Source organism: Synechococcus sp. A15-60 (assembly GCF_014280095.1).
In the GTDB taxonomy this organism is placed as follows: Bacteria; Cyanobacteriota; Cyanobacteriia; order PCC-6307; family Cyanobiaceae; genus Synechococcus_C.
The window spans coordinates 2,476,000-2,494,408 of record NZ_CP047933.1; the positions used below are offsets into that span (position 1 = coordinate 2,476,000).

17 protein-coding genes and 3 pseudogenes are annotated in these 18,409 nt (G+C 58.4%); 10 read left to right on the forward strand and 10 right to left on the reverse strand.

Annotation, left to right across the window (positions count from 1 at the left end; all coding sequences use genetic code 11):
• Positions 1 to 114: 114 nt before the first annotated feature.
• Together SynA1560_RS13325 and SynA1560_RS13330 are read right to left on the reverse strand one after the other, a co-directional pair.
• On the reverse strand, positions 115 to 258 hold the full coding sequence (locus SynA1560_RS13325; RefSeq protein ID WP_186469696.1) for a hypothetical protein: 144 nt from the start codon (positions 256 to 258) through the stop codon (positions 115 to 117).
• A complete protein-coding gene (locus SynA1560_RS13330) occupies positions 255 to 1,682 on the reverse strand; it encodes a sodium:solute symporter family protein (protein WP_186500781.1) in 1,428 nt (475 codons plus the stop codon). Before SynA1560_RS13330 ends, SynA1560_RS13325 begins: the two co-directional genes overlap by 4 nt.
• Positions 1,683 to 2,000: 318 nt before the next feature.
• On the opposite strand from SynA1560_RS13330, the gene SynA1560_RS13335 reads away from it, so the two are divergent.
• Genes SynA1560_RS13335 through SynA1560_RS13345 form a run of 3 tightly spaced genes read left to right on the forward strand, consistent with a single transcriptional unit; the run spans position 2,001 to position 5,331 of the window.
• Positions 2,001 to 3,476 carry a circularly permuted type 2 ATP-grasp protein gene (locus tag SynA1560_RS13335; protein WP_186501696.1) on the forward strand — a complete coding sequence of 492 codons (1,476 nt, stop codon included), beginning with the start codon at positions 2,001 to 2,003 and terminating at the stop codon, positions 3,474 to 3,476.
• Positions 3,470 to 4,465: an alpha-E domain-containing protein gene (locus tag SynA1560_RS13340; RefSeq protein ID WP_186469698.1), complete on the forward strand. Its 996-nt coding sequence runs from the start codon at positions 3,470 to 3,472 to the stop codon at positions 4,463 to 4,465. The genes SynA1560_RS13335 and SynA1560_RS13340 overlap by 7 nt, the downstream gene beginning before the upstream one ends.
• The gene (locus SynA1560_RS13345; protein WP_186500782.1) at positions 4,438 to 5,331 is read left to right on the forward strand and encodes a transglutaminase family protein; all 894 of its coding nucleotides are present in this window, start codon (positions 4,438 to 4,440) and stop codon (positions 5,329 to 5,331) included. The genes SynA1560_RS13340 and SynA1560_RS13345 overlap by 28 nt, the downstream gene beginning before the upstream one ends.
• Here the strand turns inward: SynA1560_RS13345 and SynA1560_RS13350 are convergent.
• Complete coding sequence (locus SynA1560_RS13350) at positions 5,319 to 5,810, reverse strand: redox protein (protein ID WP_186500783.1); 492 nt, start codon at positions 5,808 to 5,810, stop codon at positions 5,319 to 5,321. The genes SynA1560_RS13345 and SynA1560_RS13350 overlap by 13 nt on opposite strands.
• 82 nt (positions 5,811 to 5,892) lie before the next feature.
• A pseudogene (locus SynA1560_RS13355) lies at positions 5,893 to 6,477 on the reverse strand (cyclic pyranopterin phosphate synthase MoaA); the annotation flags it as partial.
• Between the two features lie 104 nt (positions 6,478 to 6,581).
• Between SynA1560_RS13355 and SynA1560_RS13360 the strand changes: the two are divergent.
• On the forward strand, positions 6,582 to 7,421 hold the full coding sequence (locus SynA1560_RS13360) for a hypothetical protein (protein ID WP_186500784.1): 840 nt from the start codon (positions 6,582 to 6,584) through the stop codon (positions 7,419 to 7,421).
• A gap of 10 nt (positions 7,422 to 7,431) precedes the next feature.
• Here SynA1560_RS13360 and SynA1560_RS13995 read toward each other — a convergent pair.
• Both SynA1560_RS13995 and SynA1560_RS13375 read right to left on the reverse strand, forming a co-directional pair.
• A pseudogene (locus SynA1560_RS13995) lies at positions 7,432 to 8,584 on the reverse strand (GTP 3',8-cyclase MoaA).
• Positions 8,581 to 9,168 (reverse strand): molybdenum cofactor guanylyltransferase, encoded by a 588-nt coding sequence (locus tag SynA1560_RS13375; RefSeq protein ID WP_255476986.1) that lies wholly within the window; start codon positions 9,166 to 9,168, stop codon positions 8,581 to 8,583. Before SynA1560_RS13375 ends, SynA1560_RS13995 begins: the two are co-directional and overlap by 4 nt.
• Positions 9,169 to 9,417: 249 nt before the next feature.
• Between SynA1560_RS13375 and SynA1560_RS13380 the strand changes: the two are divergent.
• Together SynA1560_RS13380 and SynA1560_RS13385 are read left to right on the forward strand one after the other, a co-directional pair.
• Positions 9,418 to 10,972, forward strand: a pseudogene (locus SynA1560_RS13380) (MFS transporter).
• 97 nt (positions 10,973 to 11,069) lie between these two features.
• A complete protein-coding gene (locus SynA1560_RS13385; RefSeq protein WP_186469704.1) occupies positions 11,070 to 13,298 on the forward strand; it encodes a molybdopterin oxidoreductase family protein in 2,229 nt (742 codons plus the stop codon).
• On the opposite strand, the gene SynA1560_RS13390 is transcribed toward SynA1560_RS13385, so the two are convergent.
• Complete coding sequence (locus SynA1560_RS13390; protein WP_186469705.1) at positions 13,279 to 13,746, reverse strand: nitrate reductase associated protein; 468 nt, start codon at positions 13,744 to 13,746, stop codon at positions 13,279 to 13,281. The two genes, SynA1560_RS13385 and SynA1560_RS13390, sit on opposite strands and share 20 nt — an antisense overlap.
• Positions 13,747 to 14,041: 295 nt before the next feature.
• Here SynA1560_RS13390 and SynA1560_RS13395 point away from each other — a divergent pair, with 295 nt between their 5' ends.
• The 3 genes from SynA1560_RS13395 to glp are packed head-to-tail and all read left to right on the forward strand — an operon-like array spanning position 14,042 to position 16,001.
• On the forward strand, positions 14,042 to 14,257 hold the full coding sequence (locus SynA1560_RS13395; protein WP_186469706.1) for a hypothetical protein: 216 nt from the start codon (positions 14,042 to 14,044) through the stop codon (positions 14,255 to 14,257).
• A gap of 33 nt (positions 14,258 to 14,290) precedes the next feature.
• A complete protein-coding gene (gene moaC, locus SynA1560_RS13400; RefSeq protein WP_186469707.1) occupies positions 14,291 to 14,767 on the forward strand; it encodes a cyclic pyranopterin monophosphate synthase MoaC in 477 nt (158 codons plus the stop codon).
• Positions 14,748 to 16,001, forward strand: a complete 1,254-nt coding sequence (gene glp, locus SynA1560_RS13405) for a gephyrin-like molybdotransferase Glp (RefSeq protein WP_186500787.1) — start codon at positions 14,748 to 14,750, stop codon at positions 15,999 to 16,001. The genes moaC and glp overlap by 20 nt, the downstream gene beginning before the upstream one ends.
• A 9-nt stretch (positions 16,002 to 16,010) precedes the next feature.
• Here glp and SynA1560_RS13410 read toward each other — a convergent pair whose 3' ends face one another.
• Positions 16,011 to 16,721, reverse strand: a complete 711-nt coding sequence (locus SynA1560_RS13410) for a hypothetical protein (RefSeq protein ID WP_255476987.1) — start codon at positions 16,719 to 16,721, stop codon at positions 16,011 to 16,013.
• Positions 16,722 to 16,870: 149 nt separating this feature from the next.
• On the opposite strand from SynA1560_RS13410, the gene SynA1560_RS13415 reads away from it, so the two are divergent.
• Entirely contained in the window at positions 16,871 to 17,734 is an 864-nt protein-coding gene (locus SynA1560_RS13415; protein ID WP_186500789.1) for an NAD-dependent epimerase/dehydratase family protein, read from the forward strand.
• On the opposite strand, the gene SynA1560_RS13420 is transcribed toward SynA1560_RS13415, so the two are convergent.
• On the reverse strand, positions 17,698 to 18,126 hold the full coding sequence (locus SynA1560_RS13420) for a molybdenum cofactor biosynthesis protein MoaE (protein ID WP_186469711.1): 429 nt from the start codon (positions 18,124 to 18,126) through the stop codon (positions 17,698 to 17,700). The genes SynA1560_RS13415 and SynA1560_RS13420 overlap by 37 nt on opposite strands.
• A gap of 3 nt (positions 18,127 to 18,129) precedes the next feature.
• Positions 18,130 to 18,399, reverse strand: coding sequence for a MoaD/ThiS family protein (locus SynA1560_RS13425; protein ID WP_255476988.1), 270 nt, complete (start codon positions 18,397 to 18,399; stop codon positions 18,130 to 18,132).
• Between the last annotated feature and the right edge of the window lie 10 nt (positions 18,400 to 18,409).

The window sequence follows — 18,409 nt, forward strand, 5'->3', positions numbered from 1 at the left end:
CGGAACTTGAGCAGCGCCATCCATGTGATTCAAATCACCCTCTAGCAACAGGGGACGCCGAAGCCAGTAAATCTGGGAGATCTTTGGAACTGATTCAGAATTCAGTCTTAATAACTACCAAACTCGTCCGTTTCGATACTCAAGCCACCAGATCAGCAGCAAGACCACCACTGACAGCACCAGCGCCAGCTGGCTACCCAGTAACACCAACTCAAACCCCTTCAGGCCAAGCACCACCGAAAACAAGGAAGTGATCATGGGTCCTCCTTCAAGAGTGCGAAATCAAACCGTTCCGGCCAAAGGTGGCTGCCCACCAGCATCACGAGAGCAGAAATGGCAGCTGAGAACACCGCAGCGCAGTAGGGCTCAATCAACACATAAGCGGCCAGGCCCACCAGGCTTCCGCTGAGCATCGCCAAGATGGCAGCGCCACGGCTAGCAGAGCGCCAGTACAAACCACAGGCCACAGGCCAGACGGTGGACGCCACCAAGGACCCCGTGAACAACAACACGGAGGCCAATGAATCGAGCTGAGGCCAAGACAAGGCCAGGGTCACCACAGCCAGTCCCACCACCATCATCCGTGCCGCTTGTTTGAGCTGTGCATCACTGGCCTGGGGCTGCAGCAGGCGGAAATAGACATCTTCTGCCAAAAGATCAGCTGTGGAGGCGAGCAGCGAATCCAAGGTGGAGGTGAGCGAGGCAAACACGACCACAAACACCAGCGCTGCACCACCGGCACCCAGAAGATCAGCGGCCATCACAGGAAACACCATGTTCACCTGCTGCAGAGGCAGATCACGGGCTAGGGCCACAAGGCCAATGGAACCGGTCACCAAGGGAACGCTCATCCAGGCGAGGCCCCCCAGAACGAACGACGTCATCACCACGCCTCGGCGACTGGCAAACACCCGAGACCACCAGATGTTGTTATGAAACACCTCCCCCATCGAGAACAAAGCTGAATTCCAGGCGAGCAGCAGGCCCGCAGGCAGCAGCAGATCCAGACGATCTGGGTGCTGGTTCACCAGAGCTGCATGCACCTCCGGCATCGGCGACTGGCGAAACGCCAGCACAGCCACCACCGCCAACAACACCATGATCAGCAACGACTGAATGAAGTCCGTGCCGATCACCGCACGCATGCCGCCATAGAGGGTGTAAAGGGTCGCGACGCCAATCACAACCACCATGCCGACGTGGTAGTCAAACCCTGAAAGCGCCTGCAACAACAGACCAGCACCCATCGCCTGGGTCATCAGAAAACCCAGGGTGTAGATGGCCGTGATCACCATGAACACCCACCAGGCCAACCGGCCATAGCGCAAGCGAATGAAGTCTCCACTGGTGCGGCCGTGGGGCATGAGCTGCTTGATCCGCAGCGCCAATGGCGCAAACAAAATCAATCCCAATCCGGCCAAGCCGTAGCTGAACATGCCCCAGAGGCCCGTTCTGTAGCCAAATTCCGGGGCTAGAAGGGTGGTGTTGCCGGTCACCCAGGAGGCCATCAACGTGGCCGTGCTCAAGGCCAGACCGATGTTGCGGCCGGCCAGCATGTAATCGTCAGCATCACCCTTGCCACGTCGCCCCCAGGCCACACCCAGGGCGACCCAGAGCACAGAAAACAGAACCACCAAAGCCCAGGCGATTCCAGGGGCCAAGAACGGAGTGGTACCAGCCATCAGTCAGCCCCCCGATCACGCCAATCCAGGTGGCCGCGCACGATCATCACCACAGTTGAACCTGTGACCAGTGCGCCAAGGGCGAAGATCAAGCGCGCCCAGAGCAGTTCATCCAAGACGAGAGATGGTGTTGGCTTCGCCCATCAGATAAGCAAACACCGCACGCGAGACCTAGGACTTCAAGCGATTCCGGTGCTCGGGACTACGCAAAACACCAAGCCCCCACGCATTCCCGAGTCAAATTGCGGAATGTGTAGCAACCACAACCAGACAGGTGACAGGCCGAGGTTTTGGATGCCATTACACCATGGTTTCGGGATGTTCACCGACTACAAACCCTCAGTCGGCTACGACGAATATTTTTGCAGCATTACGGAATCGCCTAGGGACGACCTCGCCCCTCTGCTCACATCTCTCGGCCAGATGGGATTGCAGGAACTGAACCGCAACCATGCCTCTGCGAGCAACCTTCTGCGTCGACTGGGAGCCACCTTCCGGCTGAATGATTCCGGACTCAACGGCAGTGAACGCATCCTTCCCTTCGATCCACTGCCACGATTGATCAGCCGCGGCCAGTGGCAGCGCCTGGAGCAAGGGCTGCTGCAGCGGCTGGAAGCGATTGATTGCTTTCTGGCCGACATCTATGGCCCCCAGACCATCCTCAACGACAAGGTGATTCCCAGGGAAGACGTGGAAAGCTCCTCGGGATGGAGACCACAAATGCAAGGAATCAACCTGCCGCTGAATCGTTGGTGCCATATCTCCGGACTGGATTTAATCCGTGATGGGCAGGGCACCTGGCGCGTTTTGGAAGACAACCTGCGTTGTCCCTCCGGCGTGGCCTACTTCTTGGAGAACCGGCGGGTGATGAAACGGTTGTTCCCCAGTTTGTTTGCGGGACGCACCGTCCAACCGATCGATGATTATCCCTCCCATCTGCTGCGCACGCTGCAGGATCTGGCGCCATGGAGTGATGCACCACGGGTCGTGATCCTGACGCCAGGGGTGTTCAACAGCGCTTATTTCGAACACAGCTACTTGGCGCAACAGATGGGCATTCCCCTGGTGGAAGGCCGGGATCTGATCTGTGTGGACGGCCGCACCTGGATGCAAAGCACCAATGGACGCACTCCTGTGGATGTGATCTACCGGCGCATCGACGATGACTTCCTCGACCCGACCGTGTTTCGCAGCGACTCGATGCTCGGCGTTCCTGGCCTCATCGATGTGCTTCGTCGGGGACGCGTCGCCATTGCCAATGCTCCTGGAACCGGCATCGCGGACGACAAATTGATCTACGCCCACGTGCCGACGATGATCCGCTACTACCTCAGTGAAGAACCGATCATCGAGAACGTTCCCACCTACCTCTGTGCTCGGCCCGACGACCGCGCCTATGTGCTGGAGAACCTTGAACAGCTGGTGGTGAAGTCAGTTGCTGAAGCAGGAGGCTACGGAATGCTGATCGGACCTCAGGCCAGCCGCACGGAGATCGCCGACTTCGACTCCAGGATTCGTGCCAATCCGCGCAACTTCATCGCCCAGCCGACCCTTCAGCTTTCCACTGTTCCTGCCCTCAGTGACGGGGAGCTTTACCCCTGCCATGTGGACCTGAGGCCCTACGTACTCCGAGGCAAAAGCAGCTGGGTTAGCCCCGGCGGCCTGACCAGGGTCGCTCTCAAACGCGGCTCACTCGTGGTGAACTCCTCTCAAGGTGGTGGCTGCAAAGACACCTGGATTGTCGATGAACAACAGGTGAGCGCAACGCATCCGATGGAGGCCGTGCCGTGCTGAGCCGGGTCGCCGACTCCCTCTACTGGATCAACCGCTATCTCGAACGTGCCGAAAATATTTCCCGCTTCCTGGAGGTGAGTGAGGCGATGGCCTTGGATTGCCCGCCGGGGAGCGCTGAGCCCTGGCTACCACTCGTGGATGCGACTGGTGACCGCCACAGCTTCGATCAAAACTATCCGGCTGGACAACCGCGCGATGTGAGCCGCTTCCTGCTCCTGGATCGCGAGAACCCCAACAGCATCGTGAGCTGCATCAGCATGGCTCGCGAAAACGCTCGGCAGATCCGGGACGTGATCACAACAGAGATGTGGGAACAGATCAATGATCTGCACTGGAGCCTTCAAGACGGGGAAGCGATCTGGCAGGAACCCACACAGGAGCGACTGCGCATCATCCGACGTGAATGTCAAATCTTTTACGGCATTACTGACACCACACTCAGCCGTGATCTGAGCTGGCTGTTCAGCCAACTGGGCCGCCTGATCGAACGGGCGGACAAAACCTCACGAATCCTGGATGTGAAGTACTACCTGCTGCTTCCAGCACCGGAAGAGGTGGGCGGGGTGCTCGATGAACTGCAGTGGATCGCTTTGTTGCGAACAGCCGGTGCTTACCAGATGTATCGGCAGAGCATGCAGCAGGCCATCAATCCCGTCTCCGTTGCAGGATTTCTCTTGCTCGATCCCATCTTTCCACGCTCTGTGCGTTACTGCCTGCAGGGGATCAATGACACCCTGAAGCAGATCCAGACCCAGCCCGTTCAGGCAGCACCCGATGACCTCGACTGCCTGCGCGGTCAGCTACTGGCGCGATGGAGCTACGTGCGCATCGACAGCTTGATTGAGGGCGGTCTTCATGAAGCGATCGATGGACTGCAACAAGATCTCAATCGTTTGCACAACCTGATTCAGAGCCGCTATTTCACCAGCACTGAGCTGCATTCCACCCCAACCGAAGTTCTATGCGCGCCCGAATCCTTCACCGCCTGACCTATCAATACGCGGCAGCGGTGAGCCTTGGGGAACACCGCCTCTGCCTCAAACCACGGGCCCAGGGCTTTCAGACCCTGATCGAGCATCAGCTCAGCGTGACACCAGAGCCCCATCAACGGCGAGAACTGCTGGCCGCTAGTGGTGATGAAATTCAGCGACTGATCTTTCTCGGTTGCACCGATCAGCTCTGCTTTGAAGCTTGCAGCCTGGTGGAAACGCGCCCTGCACCAGCTCTGGAAACCTGCTTTAACGGGCTGGAAGTTCCCTTGCCTTACCCGCGCGGCCAACTGAATGTTGACCTTCAAGGAGCACTGGAAAGCTGGCTGCCGAATGGACAACACGAACCTTCGGTGATCGATCTCACCCAAGAAGCACTCATGGGGAGCAACCAACACACGCTGGCATTTCTCAAGCAGCTCATGGCCTTGATTCAGGAGCGGGTCAAATACACCCAACGCCATGTGGGGCCGGCCTGGCCAGCGGGCCGCACCCTGCGAGAACGGATCGGATCCTGCCGTGACCTGGCCATGCTGATGGTGGCTAGTTGTCGCGTGGTGGGCTTGCCGGCCCGATTCGTCAGCGGGTATCAGCTACTGGAACCAGCACCCGATCAGTACGACCTGCACGCCTGGGCCGAGGTCTACCTCCCTGGCGCCGGCTGGCGAGGCTTTGATCCCAGCGCGGGCGGAGAAGTGACACAGCGCTACGTGGTTCTGGCCACATCATCCAAACCCGAACTCACTGCAGCAGTGAGCGGCAGTTTCAGTGGCCCACCTGATACACCCAGTGAACTCAGTTGGTCGATCACTGTCGAGGAAAACGAGCTCAGCGATTGTGCACCAGCCGTCGTTCATGCCGCTTGAAGCAATGGTTCAACACCATGGAGCCGCGGCTTCATCGCCGTGCTGACCGTGGCGGCCATCAGAGCAGGAATGCGAGCGCTGTTGTACACGCGGAATTCACGCAACAAAGACACTCCTGATTCGCGCACGGCTTGATTCAGAACCACTGATCCATCGGGATCAGAAATCGAACGATGGAACGTGCCCGGTGGAATGCGGAGGATGTCTCCACCGCTTTCCAGCCGCACGATATGGAAAGGCTGTTCCCAAGCCAGGTTGACCAAATAAAAGGTGCGGCCACCGCTAGCGGCGAGGAGATTGTCTTCTTGATGGGGATGCAAGTAAAACTGCCACGCACCGGAATCAGGATCGTTCGGAGGACTCACGGCCGGGCCGGAGTGAATGACCAGATCACGAGCGTTCGATGTACCAACCGTCACATCGAAAAACCGAACTGATGGCGTGTCGCGAAAGCGCTCGTATGACAACAGTTCGAACATCACCAATGGGCCGAAGGACGGCCCGAACTCTCAGACGTTTGTACCGAGCTTTTCGCTTAGAAACGGTGATATCGACGACGGTTCAACCACCCAGATAGGCCATTTCTGCTCGAGGGAGAGAATCAGCCGTGCAATGGCGCTCCTCGCTGTAGCGATCAGATCGTTTCTGCCAGAGAGAACGAATGGCATGCTCCAACTCCTGATCGGACCCCATGGCAGGGGTCAAATCAGTTCCTTGGGCAGCGAACAAACAAGTAAAAGCCTGACCATCGGCCGTAATGCGTAGACGGTTGCAATCACCGCAGAACGGCTCACTGATGGAAGCAACCACACCAACGTCACTCACTTCATCGTGATAACGCCAACGCCGAGCAGTGCCTCCAGGGTTCCGACCCAGTGATCTGAGGGGCCAATGCTCAGCAATGCGCTGCACCATCACCTCAGCCGGCAGCACCTGATCCATTCGCCAGCCATTGCGATTGCCCACATCCATGTATTCGATCAGGCGCAATTCCATCCTCTGACTGCGCGCCAGCTCCGCCAGGGGGATCAACTGATCGTCGTTCACACCCCGTTGAATCACCGCATTGAGCTTGAGGTCACCTGCAGCTGGATCGAACCCAGCAGCTCGTGCAGCGACCAGACCAGCCAGCACTTGCTGCACCAATCCATGTTCAAACCGATCTGCAAACGCTGAAACGCAACTCGAAGCCGCCAAACACGTGACAACCAGTTGTGAGGCAGTAAATTTAAACCAGATTTATTCTCCCGATGCTTACATCACAACAGCAACTGTTGGAAAGTGCTTATGCAAACCAGACACAAAGCGTTCGTGAAATCTATCCATTGACATACAGTCCAAAAATATTCTCCTTAAGCTTCCAAAACAAGATCCCACCAGTACAACGCTCCCTAATTCCCAACCACACAAGAGACAATGATGTAACGCTCCAATCGATAGCTCAAGACGTAACATTCACTTATACGCCCGAAGAATTTTTTCCAGGTTTCCCAAGGCCAGGTACCATGGAATTTGGGGAAGCCATTGTAAGCCTCGGATTAGACGAAAGCGGTAAAGTACTTTCATTCATCTGCCCTCAAGCCGAGCAAAATTTTACTCAGAATCTTGCTATTGGCTTAGTAGAACTTTCTGGAAAAGTAGAGGCTGAAATAGGCATGATTGGTGGAAGTGTCGATCCCATAACTGGTATTGGGACCGTCTATCTCGATGATGTGCAATTGTTGTTTTGGGGTGATATCACAATCGATCCACTGTTGGGTCGGACTATCAGTTTTTATCTCGACAAAGACGAAGCCGCATTCATCCCGCTCACCAATCTGCAGGGAGGCAGTGAACTGGTAGTGGACAGCTCAGGTGCTCCCAATGACAATACCTTCGCAAGACTCGAAATTTCGGCATTACAAGGCGTCAATCAAGGAGTTCAAGACGGCTTTTTACAGGAACTAATTATTGAAGGCATTAACCTTGAATTGCCAGGATTCGCAATCAAGGGGACCAGCCTTGAATGGACCGTCAATCTGCAAGATCCCCAGCCTATCTCTGGTGAGGCCTACGCGGAACAAGCTAACGACTTACACATGGGACATTGATTCAATTAATTCAACCGCCCAGATAGGCCATTTCTGCTCGAGGGAGAGAATCAGCCGTGCAATGGCGCTCCTCGCTGTAGCGATCAGATCGTTTCTGCCAGAGAGAACGAATGGCATGCTCCAACTCCTGATCGGACCCCATGGCAGGGGTCAAATCAGTTCCTTGGGCAGCGAACAAACAAGTAAAAGCCTGACCATCGGCCGTAATGCGTAGACGGTTGCAATCACCGCAGAACGGCTCACTGATGGAAGCAACCACACCAACGTCACTCACTTCATCGTGATAACGCCAACGCCGAGCAGTGCCTCCAGGGTTCCGACCCAGTGATCTGAGGGGCCAATGCTCAGCAATGCGCTGCACCATCACCTCAGCCGGCAGCACCTGATCCATTCGCCAGCCATTGCGATTGCCCACATCCATGTATTCGATCAGGCGCAATTCCATCCTCTGACTGCGCGCCAGCTCCGCCAGGGGGATCAACTGATCGTCGTTCACACCCCGTTGAATCACCGCATTGAGCTTGAGGTCACCTGCAGCTGGATCGAACCCAGCAGCTCGTGCAGCGACCAGACCAGCCAGCACTTGCTGCACCAATCTATGTTCAAACCGATCTGCAAACGCTGAAACGCAACTCGAAGCCGCCAAGCGTCTTTACGTCGGCAACCGATTCCCACCAGCCAGTGGTCGTCTGCACCAATCCATCACCGGCACTCCGTCCGCCACGCAGTCCGGCCATCGTTGCTGCCACGGCGCCGTCAACAGCATCCAAACTCACGGTGATGCGATCCAGGCCTGTGTTCTTCAAAGCCCTGGCGCGCCCCTCGGACAGCAACACCCCATTGGTGGTGAGCGCCACGTCACGCAAACCAACCAGAGGATCGCCAGGGGTGCATCTGCCGTCGGCAACCCCGGCCAACAATGGCATCAACCGATCACTAAGCAGGGGTTCACCACCGGTGAGGCGAAGGGTGCGCACACCGAGGCGAGCCGCAACGCGGATCAAACGCAACTGCTGATCCAGCGTCAACGTTCCCGGAGGATCGGCGGAATCCGGACAGCAATAGGGACACGCCAAATTGCAACGGGCGGTCAGTGAGAGCCTCAGCACCCCCAGCGGCCTGGTCCATTGATCAAGCGTCGACACTGGAGATGCGCAAGTCATCCAACCAACGCTGCCAGATCGGTTGGATCATTCACATTGCTGAGCTGCTGCGCAGGCAGTTGCAGGCTGTCGTAATCAATCCGCTGCAGCCAGCCAAGCCATCGCGCCTGTCCATCACACAATTCAGCATCCAGCGCCGCGCGATTGATGGCACTACACGGGTAGATGCCCAGCAAAGGCTGAAGACGTTGACCATCGTCGGCCACCAGCGCTCGCGATTCATTCCGACGCCAAGCGTCCAAAAGCGCTTGCAACGCCTCAATCTGCAACGCAGGCATGTCCACCGGCGAGGTCAGCAGAGCCTGGGTCTCATCGGCATTCAGCAGGCAACTGAGCGCACGAAGAGGCCCTGCGGGGCTCCATGGTTCGGCATGCACCGTGACCCCGAGCCAACCGGACAGACAGCGTCGATGGTTGGCATGAGCACTCATGACACACACCTCAAGCCCGAGGGAACGCAACAGCCGCACCTGCCGCTCCAACCAGGTGGATCCGTCCGCAGTGGTGATCAATGCTTTGTCGGTTCCCATCCGACGACTAGCACCGCCGGCAAACACCACTGCTCTGAGCGATCGCGAGCTCACAGGACCCTCAGAACGCCAGTTAATTAAAGACCGGCCAATACACGTAACAACCGCTACCAATCAATGCGTAGCAATGCTGAACTTTCAGCCGCCAGACCCCCGAGTGGGGGATTTCGGTAGCCAATGCAACGAATCACGTGCCCACCGAATGGTGCAATTATCCGGCGGTCTGCATGAGCGCCGCATTTTGAAATCCTGGGCGCCTTCGTTTCGACGCCGGGGTTTGACTCTCCATCCCAAACAAACCCCATGCTTGGCGAACTCTGGTCGTTCCAGGGGAGATACCGAACTCTTCATCTCACCTGGATCGCCTTTTTCCTGACCTTCGTGGTCTGGTTCAATCTGGCTCCTCTGGCCACCACCGTGAAAGCAGACCTTGACCTGACGGTGGGTCAAATCCGCACGGTGGCCATCTGCAACGTGGCTCTCACCATTCCCGCACGCGTGCTGATCGGCATGCTGCTCGACAAATTTGGGCCAAGAATTACGTATTCCTCGATTCTGGTCTTCTCAGCCATTCCCTGTTTGCTGTTTGCCGCAGCCCAGGATTTCAATTCCCTGGTGGTGGCTCGTCTGCTCCTCTCCATCGTTGGTGCGGGCTTCGTGATCGGCATCCGCATGGTGGCTGAGTGGTTCCCGCCCAAGGAAATCGGCCTGGCTGAAGGCATCTACGGCGGCTGGGGCAACTTCGGCTCTGCCTTCTCTGCCCTCACCATGGTGGCCATCGCTGGCTTCCTGTCCTTCTCCGGCGGTTTCGAACTGCCCACCGGCGCGATTCTCAATTGGCGTGGTGCCATCGCCCTGAGCGGCATTATTTCCGCCATTTACGGAGTCTTTTACTTCTTCAGCGTCACCGACACTCCTCCTGGAAAGGTGTACCAGCGCCCCGAGAGGACAGCAGTCCCCAGAAGTCACTTCCATGCGTGACTTCTGGGGACTGCTGGGAATGAACGTTCCTTTCGCAGCCATCCTGGCCGTGCTCTGCTGGCGCCTGCAAAAGGTTGGTTTCCTGACTGCCAGCACCTACCCATTGGCTCTCGGAGCTGTTGCCCTTTGGTTCATCTTCCAAACCTGGGGAATCATCCGCACCAACCGAGAATTGATCCTCGGCAACAAGGTGTACCCCAAGGAAGATCGCTATGAATTCCGCCAGGTGGCCATTCTTGAGCTCACCTACATCGTGAACTTCGGCTCCGAGCTTGCTGTGGTGTCGATGCTTCCCACCTTCTTCGAAACCACCTTCGATTTACCGAAGGCAACCGCGGGCATCCTCGCTTCCTGTTTCGCGTTCGTGAATCTGGTGGCTCGTCCCGCCGGCGGATTGATCTCCGACAAGGTCGGCAGCCGCAAAAACACCATGGCCTTCCTCACCGCTGGCCTTGGAATCGGCTATCTGGTGATGAGCATGATCAAACCCGGCACGTTCTCCGGCACATCTGGAATCTTCGTGGCTGTGGTGATCACCATGCTCGCCTCTTTCTTCGTGCAATCCGGCGAGGGTGCAACCTTCGCTTTGGTGCCTCTGGTGAAGCGCCGCGTCACCGGACAGGTGGCAGGTCTCGTCGGTGCCTACGGCAACGTTGGTGCCGTGACTTACCTCACCATCTTCAGCCTCCTGCCCATGTGGATGGGTGGTGGTGCCGAGCCCGATCCGACGGTGATCGCCAACTCCAACAGCCGCTTCTTCCAGATTCTTGGAATCGCTGGCCTGATCGTTGCTTTCTTCTGCTACTTCTTCCTCAAGGAACCCAAAGGTTCCTTTGCGGATCTGCATGAAGGCGAAACGGCAGAAGCGGTCGCCTAAGGATCAAAATCCACTTCTGATCGGAGTTTGCAGTTCGACTGCCATCCGAATGCCCGGGGGACTTCCCCCGGGTTTTTGAATTTCTGCCTCTCCGGATGTGACTGATTCCAGAGCTAACCCCACAAGCCAATGTCCTTACTGCGGCGTGGGCTGCGGCCTGGAACTGCTGCCTCCGGGCGAGGCAGGCAAATCCGTGAAGCGCGATGCTGAAGGCAATCCCATGTGGGCCGCACGCGGCGACCGCCAACACCCTTCCAGTCTCGGACAGGTCTGCATCAAAGGCGCCACGGTGGGTGAAACCCTGGCCCGCGGACGTTTAAATCGACCGCTGTACCGCCCCACACTCAACGACGACTTTCAACCGATTAGCTGGGACAGCGCTTTTGATCTACTGACCGGACGCATCCGCAGCACTCTGGCCAGCAAAGGACCCAACGCCATCGCCATGTATGGGTCAGGCCAGTTTCATACCGAGGATTACTACCTGGCTCAGAAACTCCTGAAAGGAGCGCTGGGAACCAACAATTTCGATGCCAACTCGCGGCTGTGTATGAGCTCCGCGGTGGCTGGATACACACGAAGCCTGGGATCGGATGGTCCTCCCTGTTGCTACGAAGATCTGGACCATTGCTCGGTGGCCTTCCTCATCGGCACCAACACGGCCGAGTGCCACCCTGTGTTGTTCCAGCGACTGCTGAAGCGGAAAAAACGTGACCCAAAAGGGCTCACCATCGTGGTGGTGGACCCGCGCAAGACCGACACCACCAAAATTGCTGACCACCATCTAGCGATCGCTCCAGGCACAGACCTCGCGCTCCTTCACGGCCTGGCACGACTGGTCATCCAAGACAACGGCTTTGATAGCGATTTCATCGATGCAGCCACCGAAGGCTTCGCGTCGTACACCCAGACCATCAATGCCTGGACCCCCGGCAAAACCGCCAAGTTCTGCGGAATCACTGAACAGGATCTGCGCGCCGTCGGCCGACTATGGAGTCGCAAAGAAGGTGTGCTTAGTCTCTGGTCGATGGGGGTCAACCAGCGCCGAGAAGGAACGGCAGTGGTCAGTGGACTGATCAATCTGCACCTGCTCACCGGAGAAATCGGCAAGCCAGGCGCCGGGCCCTTCTCGCTCACCGGTCAACCCAATGCCATGGGCGGCCGTGAAGCCGGAGGACTGGCACATCTGCTACCTGGATACAGGGTGGTGACCAACCCGGACCACAGGGCAGAGGTGGAGCAAGCCTGGGGGTTCGCCAAAGACTCCATTGCGGCAGCCCCAGGACTGAACGCCTGGCAGCAGGTGGAGGCCATGGAGCAGGGCGAGCTCGATCTGTGGTGGGTGGCAGCCACCAATCCATTGGTGAGCATGCCCGACCTGGAGAGAGTGAAAAGCGCCATGCAGCGTTGTCCGCTCGTGGTTGTCAGTGAGGCTTACGCCGACACGGAAACCTCCCACTACGCCCATCTGCTGCTGCCCGCATCGCAGTGGAGCGAAAAATCGGGAGCGATGACCAATTCAGAACGACGTGTCACCTACTGCCCGTCATTTCGACCACGCCACGGCGAAAGCCGTCCTGATTGGGAGGTGTTCGCTGAACTTGGACGTCGGCTGGGATTCGCCGAGCAGTTCACGTATGCGTCCTCAGCGGAGGTTTATGCAGAATTCGCAACTCTCACCGAAGGCCGCGTCTGTGATGTCTCCGGCCTCAGCCATGGCCTGCTTCACTCCCACGGGTCGCAGCAATGGCCCTTCCCCAAAGGACATGAGCCAACCCGCACCTCCAAGCGTCTTTACGTCGGCAAACGATTCCCAACAGCCAGTGGTCGTGCCCGGTTCCAATCAGAGGCTCCGCTCGGCCTAGCCGAACCACCCTGTGATGTTTACCCACTGGTACTCACCGTGGGCCGTTACCTCGGCCAATGGCACACCATGACCCGCACAGGCATGGTGCAACGACTCAACGACATGCATCCGCAACCACGCCTGGAAATGCATCCCGAGGATGCCAAGGTCTACGGCGTCGAAGACAACGGACTGGCCGCGATCACATCCCGTCGCGGAACCCTGACCTCCCGCGTCACGCTGACGGATCGAATTCGCCGCGGCTCTGTGTTTCTGCCAATGCACTGGGGCTTTACACAGGCCGAAGCCTGTGAAGCCAACACCCTGATGCATGAGGAATCCTGCCCGATCTCAAAACAGCCGGAACTCAAAGCCTCCGCCGTCGTGGTCGCCCCCGCGGTGTCGGTGAGGAAACCCACTGAACAGCAAACCGGACGGCTGGAAAGCCTGCGCCGACTGCTTATCCCAGCACTTCGGTAAAAGCCGCCTCAAGATTGTGATGATCGTGGCCAGGTCTGGCCAGCTTGCACAGGGCGAAGCGATCGAGCTCCCGCATCGCCTGCCAGGCCTGCAGTGTGAGCTGCACACCACGCGCCCGCGCTGCGTCTGAAAGATGATCCGGCAGATGATTCGGTTGCTGCCAGGGCTCATCCACCGCGTGGGGCAACTCTTTCACCACGCCATCCGCCATGGTCGCGGTCTTGACACGCAAATGCTCGCGCATCTGGTTGAGGTGTTCGGGTGAATCTCCCCAATCCACTAGCTGCTGACGCTGCTCCTGGGTCATCGCCAGCCAATGACTCAACTTCAGCTTGACACCAGCCAAATCCAACTTGCGGCGAACGCAGAGAGGAATGCATCGCCAAGATCCGATGAAGTCCTGCTCAAAGGCAAAACAATGTCGCGCCTGATCCAGCTGCGAATTCATTGGTAGCCAAAGCGACGATTTTTTTATCTCTAGCTGGAAACGGTGACAACAACGACCATCAGTTGCACCACGAACAAAGAGGCTCGTAGCAACTTTGGACGCGTTCATGCGCTTTGCTCTGACCTTGGGGTTGCTATTGGGATCCGCTCACGGATGGTTGGCATCCGAAGGATTAGCAACGGGTCTACTCGTTCTCAATCACCAGAGCAGCGTGTCAAATCTGCAGCATTTCAGTGCTTTTGGTAGCAATGAGTACATTTCATATCCATAGTGAGTGTCGTCAGACATTCGTTCAATGACCTTCAGCACCACCACAAGCCAGGTCCAGCGCAGCCCCCTGACCGTCGCCGCTGGCTTCGTTGGCGCCTTTATTGTGGCCTCCCTCGCCGTGCAGATGGTGTTGAGCCAAAAGGCAGCCAACACGTCATCCACCGCAGCAACGGCAACCCAGCAAGTGGAACCAGTGGTGACCTCTCAAGCGGCGATGTGGTCCGTGCTCGGCCAGCGCTGATCAACACTGGAGCGGTCAACAACCCGTTCACGCATGGCTGAAGAGCTCTCGCACCTCACCGGTCAAGGTGAGGTGCACATGGTGGAGGTTGGCGATCGCGCGATCACCAAACGTGAAGCAACGGCTGCCGGAATGCTGGTGATGCAGCCGTCCACGCTCAACATTGTGCTGAGTGGAGACACACCCAAAGGTGACCTGCTGGCCGTCGCGCGAATCGCTGCCATCCAAGCGGCGAAGCGCACATCCGAACTGATTCCCCTCTGTCACCCGCTGCCGATCAGCGGGATGGACATCAGCATCGAGCCCGATCCCTCTCTGCCAGGACTCAAGGTGCAGGCAAGCTGCCGCACCACAGGTCAAACCGGAGTCGAAATGGAAGCGATCACGGCGGTCTCTATCGGCCTGGTCACGCTCTACGACATGTTGAAATCCATAGAGCCCGGCATGACCATCAACGGCATCCAGCTGCTGCACAAGGACGGAGGTCGCCATGGCAGCTGGAGCTGCTGAGCCCTATGGCCGCGAGGGTCTCCCGCTCGATGAAGCGCGACGACGTGTTTTGTCAGCCATCACGCCGCTCAATCAGAGCGTCACCGTGCCCCTCAACGAGGCCTTGGGTCGTGTGAGTGCCGAAGCCGTGTTGGCCACAGATCCAGTCCCTGGGTTCCGCGCCTCGATCATGGACGGTTACGCGCTGGGGCAAACCCATCCACCGACCATGGGCGATCGGTGGATGCTGAAGGGACGCGCTTCCGCAGGTCGGCCGTTCAACGACAAGCTCTCAGCCGGTGAGTGCATTCGAATTCTGACGGGGGCACCGCTTCCAGAGGGCGCTGGTTGGGTCCTTCCTCAGGAACTCATCTCCGTTAACAACAACCAGATCCAACTCAACCAGGAGGCCTCTGACCGGCCCTGGATCCGCGCGGCAGATGAGGAATGTCAGCCTGGTGATCCACTGATGGTCACCGGACAGCGGCTGGGTCCCGCAGACCTGGCCCGGCTCGCCAGCTGTGGCGTGGCCCAGCTGACCGTGCGGAGAAGGCCGCGGATTGGCCTTTTGATCAGTGGCGATGAACTGGTGCCACCTGGGGCGCCGAGGCCGCCCGGCACCATCTGGGAAAGCAACGGCACATTGCTGGAGACGATGCTTCAGACCCTTGGACAAGAGGTCCATGAGCGCCGTGTGGTGGCCGATCAACCTGAGGCTTTACGCGTGACCCTTGGTGACCTCGCCGACTGCTGCGATGTGGTGGTCAGCACCGGGGGCGTCTCGGCGGGCGACAGCGACTGGATTCGTCCGCTCATGGCTGAACTGGGCTCGGTGGACTTCTGGAAACTGTTCCTACGGCCAGGGCGCCCCTTCGCCTTTGGTGCTCTCCGCGATGGCGTGCCCTTCTTCGGCTTACCGGGGAATCCTGTGGCAGCCGCAGTGACAGGATTGCAACTGCTTTGGCCAGCACTTCAAGTGCTAGAAGGCCAAAGCGAACCGGAACAATTCCCTCGGATTCAGGTCGAACTTGCCGATCCGTTAGCTCGACGGCCAGGGCGACCGGAACTGGCTCGCGCACGATTAGAAACCAGCCGTGACGGTGCCCTGGCAGCCCGCGTGGATGGCTCCCAGGCGTCATCACGCATCGGCTCCCTGCAAGGAGCCGATTTGCTCTTGGAACTGCCGGCGGATGCAGGCGATCTCAAGCCCGGCGAACGTGTTTGGGCCCAACTCATCCGCGGACGCCTGTTTTGAGCCGCCCCCTCAACTGACAGAAGCTGGTTGAAAGCTTGAACGGTCCCATCGCAGAAGCCGTCCATCGGCATCAAAACGGATGCTGACGTGCTGAAACCGATCAGCACCAAGCCGTGCACCAATCTCCAACGTGAAGGCTGCGTCGGGTAGACATTCAGGCACTGAAAACGCCAAACCGTCTGGCATCACTGCACTGCAGTCATGGCGAAGCAGCTGGTCTGGTTCAAACACCACAGACTGCGGATCACTGGCTCGTGCCATCACGCCCGGCTGTGGCCGAAGTGATTCGGCATAGCCCGACCAGCCCCGCAAGGGTTCCAGCAACGCCTCGGGTGTCCCGCACGTGGGACGCTCAGGTTCGAGATCTGCAGCATCGCGACAGCGAAAGGCCACCGCTCCCACAGCCTGCAAACGCCAAGCGTCGTCATGCGGCTCCCAGAGCAGCACCAACATCGAACGGGAGCGGCCTCTGAAGAGATTGATCTCGTGCCCGAAGCGACCGCGAGCCAAATCAAGCCGCAGGCTGGATTGACCGCCGGCGCCCTCAAACTGCCAGCATCCGCCGCCAGCGTTGTAACAGCTCCGGCTGATGTCATAGGTGGCTTGCCCACCCGGAGCGAAGGCCAGGCCAGAACCGTCCCAAACGCCATGATCAGCGTCACTGAATCGAATGACGTAGGTCGTGGGATCAATGACCCGTTGAGGCGAGGTCAAATCCAACCGATCCGAGCCATCACGCCCAAACCAAATGCCAGGTCCCTGCCAACAACCGGCGAAATTGCTTCGATTCAACATCCACTGATCCGTCATCGAAGTCACCGTGAAAACAAGCGAAGGTCTTTAAGGTCGAGCCATTGCTCACACCAGTGATGGGACTGACAATCATTGGTTGTGGCTATGTGGGTGAGACCCTGGCGCGGCGGCTGCAGCCACGCCGACCGTCGCTGGACTTGACCCTGACCACCACACGGCAAGAGCGGCAGGTCGCGCTGAGTCATCTGGCTGATGAGGTGATGATCTGCGATGCCACCGATCCTGAGCAATTGCTGAAGAGCCTGCAAAAGACGCACACCGCTGTGTTCTGCCTTGGTCCAAAAGGGAATCAACAGGTGGATGAAGAGGGCTACCGGCACACCTTCGTCGACAGCTTCCGCTGCCTGAGGTCGCTGTTGCCACAACTGCCGCAACTGCGTCAGATCCTCTACACAGGCAGCTGCTCGGTGTATGGCGATGCCAACGGCAATTGGGTGGATGAGACCACACCCGCATGCCCGGGCCCTGGGCATGGCTCCGTGCTCCTCGAGAGTGAACAGCTGCTGGGCGCCATCAACGACAGGACGGTCTGCATCCTGCGCTTGGGAGCCCTACATGGACCTGGACGTGATCTCGACAAGCGTCTCAAAAATTTGGCGGGCCAAGAACGACAAGGTGAAGGCAACACCTTCACCAACTGGGTGCATGTGGACGATGCCGCCGGTGCACTGGAGGCTGCTGTCGATGGGCAGTGGAGTGGTGTGGTGAATGTGGTCAATGACAAGCCCATCCGAGTACGGGAGCTCGTGGAACAGAGCCTGGCGCGTCAGGGGCTTTCACCCGTGCAATGGACAGGAGGGCTTGAACCGCAATCCAGTGGACGGCGCATCCGCAACCACCGGTTAAAGCAGCTGGGCTATCGATTGCTCCACCCCAACGTCCATCAGAGCGGCGTGTTCTCCACCAACCAGGTGCCCTGATCACTGCACCACTCCCGCTTCCAGAACGGCGCGTGATGTTTGAGCTCCTCCAAAAGCTCCGCAGAACAGCGCTGGGCTGCCCCCCGACGATCCGCCTCAACGGCCACCAACACGATGGGCTCACCCGGATGCAACAGCCCCACCCGATGCAGGACCAGCATCGCGCCTGCCTTGTGACGCTGCTGCAGCCGCTCTGCCATGGCGGTGAGCCGGCGCTCGCACAAACCGGGGTAGTGCTCCAACTCCAACGCTTGAAGAACCTGGCCATGAAGTGCGATCGGGCGCACGCGGCCGACAAATACCGCCACCGCTGCAGGATCGCCGCCCCATCGCATCAGCTCCTGCCAAGGATCAAAAGATGTCGAACGAATTTCAACCTGAATGCCATTCATCCCTCAACCTCCAGTGAACGGAGGCAGAAATGCCAACTCATCACCGGACTTCAGAGGCTGATCCAGCTCGACCAACTCCTGGTTAACGGCAACAGTGATGCCCTGCAGTGAGCCGAGATCCAACTGGTGCCAGACCTCACGGGCAGTGGTCACCTCTGACGACAGCGGGAGTGAGCGCTCAGCCCAACCGGCGCGTTCGCGCAGGGAAGCGAAAAGCAACACGTGCAGCACCACGGCCGTTGCAGCTGAAGAGGTTCTAGCGTCCGAGGTCACCGCCGCTGTT